The sequence below is a fragment of the Salinimicrobium oceani genome (assembly GCF_012037645.1).
The window spans coordinates 1-394 of sequence record NZ_JAAVJR010000897.1 but is presented as its reverse complement, the minus strand read 5'-3'; the positions used below and the strand labels follow the sequence as shown (position 1 = coordinate 394).

Here is a 394-nt window from a genome sequence, read left to right as displayed (position 1 = left end):
AATCCAAAGATCAACAATGTGGATGTATTTTCTATAGTGAGTGATGAAGGTTACGGTTATGTCAACTTTTTGCAGTTGTCGCATGGGGCGATCATAAGATCGCATACCATTGAGATGAAAAAGAAGCTTGGTGAAAGCGATAAGGAACTGCTGGAGCTGGGGATTACCGAGATAAGGCAGCGTTTCAACTCGCTCACCCGGGAGATCTATGTTCCGTTTAAGGTCGAGGTGGGAGAGGAGCTTAAGGTGACTGTTCCAAAACTTGGTGACAAAAAACAAATTGTAGAACTCTCCACCCGAAATGCTAAATACTTTAGGCAGGAACGGTTTAAACAGATGAAGATCGTGGATCCAGACAGGCATGTCAACAGGGTGATGGCACAAATGAAGCAGG

1 pseudogene is annotated in these 394 nt (G+C 44.4%); it reads left to right on the top strand.

Features of this window, described 5'->3' with window-relative positions:
• A pseudogene (locus HC175_RS19945) lies at window positions 1-394 on the top strand (excinuclease ABC subunit UvrC); the annotation flags it as partial.